General features: G+C 63.2%; 1 protein-coding gene. It reads left to right on the top strand.

Annotated elements, in window-relative coordinates; translation table 11 throughout:
* Positions 1–419 precede the first annotated feature (419 nt).
* Positions 420–1,644, top strand: a 1,225-nt coding sequence (locus MFF42_RS25830) for a helix-turn-helix domain-containing protein (RefSeq protein ID WP_238258817.1), incomplete at its 3' end; no start/stop codon positions are given.

Here is a 1,644-nt window from a genome sequence, read left to right as displayed (position 1 = left end):
AAGCTGCCGAAGCTCGGCTGCAATTTCCGGCGCAACGACCTGAGCAACCGCTGCGAGACGATGGCGAAGGTTACAAACGATTCGAGGCGACACGCGCGCGAATCCGCCGCCTCGCCGCCGGCAATCGCGAAGAAGATCGGGCGAACATCCGCACCACCGAATTGATGTGTCGCGGTCGGAAGAGCTTAGCCCGAGAGCCTGAAGCTTGTCGTTGATGATGATGAGGGACGATCCGTACAATAGGGGCCAGCGGGAAACCGTGCGGGATAATTGTATTTAGCTGCTGCTGGCGCTCCCCACGCGGGTCGCAGAGGCGAAAGCGAAAAGCGCTGCGCCGTGCACGTCAGCGTCAGCTTGGCGGTAAGCGTTTCTCGGGTATTTTGGCGGCAGTTCGCCTCCGCTTCGATCCCAAACGGTCAATGAACCTACCCTCTGAGAGCCTCGCCGCTGCCCTCGGTCAGGAACTGCGCAGGACTCGCCGCCGCAGGAGAATCACCCAGAAGATTCTCGCCGCATCAGCCCGCCTCGACCTCGCGACCGTTCAGAATCTGGAAGCCGGACGCGGCACCGTCGCGTCGATGCGAGCGGTCCTGGGTGTTCTGCACCATCGCTTCACCACTCAGAGCAACGAGCAGGACATAGGGGAATGGCTGGCCGCGCACCGGAAGAACGCCGGCCTTTCTCAGCAGCGTCTCGCTGCCCTGTCGCGTTGCTCGAAGCCAACGGTCATCAAACTCGAAAGAGGACAGGGCCACATCAACTCGCTCGTGGCCGTGCTCTCGGCGCTGAAGCTCGCTTCAACCCTTCGACCTGATGAACAGCCGAAGGAAGCGGCGTCCGGCGCATCTCATCCGGCACCGACCATTCGGGTGATCCAGGGCGACTGCCGAGAGATCATGCGCGAACTCGCTGCCGAGGGCATGCTGTTCGATGCCTGTGTCACCGATCCGCCCTACCACCTCTCGATCGCAAAACGTTTCGGCGGAAAGAACTCCGCGCCGCTAAAGGGTGGTGAGCCCGGCAGCGCGAATCCTTACCGAGCGATGGCAAATGGCTTCATGGGCCAGGACTGGGACGGCGGCGGCGTCGCGTTCGATCCCGATACGTGGCGCGCCGTCTACAACGTGCTGAAGCCCGGCGGGTATCTCGTCGCCTTTGGCGGTACCCGGACGTTCCACCGTCTCGCTGTTGCGGTTGAGGATGCCGGCTTCGAGATTCGCGACACGATCTCCTGGGTGTTCGGCACGGGCTTCCCGAAATCGACGAGCGTTGGTCGAGGCATCCAGGGACTGCGCCAGGGGAGCGCTCGCTACTCCGGTCGAACGATGCCGTCCGGTGCGTGCAGCGCAGTCCCAGGATCGCTGCTGCGGGAGATGGCAACAGGGGAGTGGACGGGTCGGAGGGTCGAGATCACCGATCCTGATGCTCAGCGATGGGAGGGATTCGGTACCGCTCTCAAGCCGGCGTACGAACCGATCATCATCGCCCGAAAACCGCTGAGCGAGGGAAGTGTCGCTGCGAACGTGCTGAAGCACGGTACCGGAGGGTTGAACATCGACGGCTGCCGCGTTGCCGTGAACGATGGAACGGAGCGCTGGCCGGCGAACATCATCCACGATGGCTCTGACGCGGCGCTCGCCTCGC

It is taken from the genome of Methylorubrum podarium (assembly GCF_022179745.1).
Taxonomy (GTDB): domain Bacteria; phylum Pseudomonadota; class Alphaproteobacteria; order Rhizobiales; family Beijerinckiaceae; genus Methylobacterium; species Methylobacterium podarium.
This window is presented reverse-complemented; position numbering and strand designations above follow the sequence as displayed.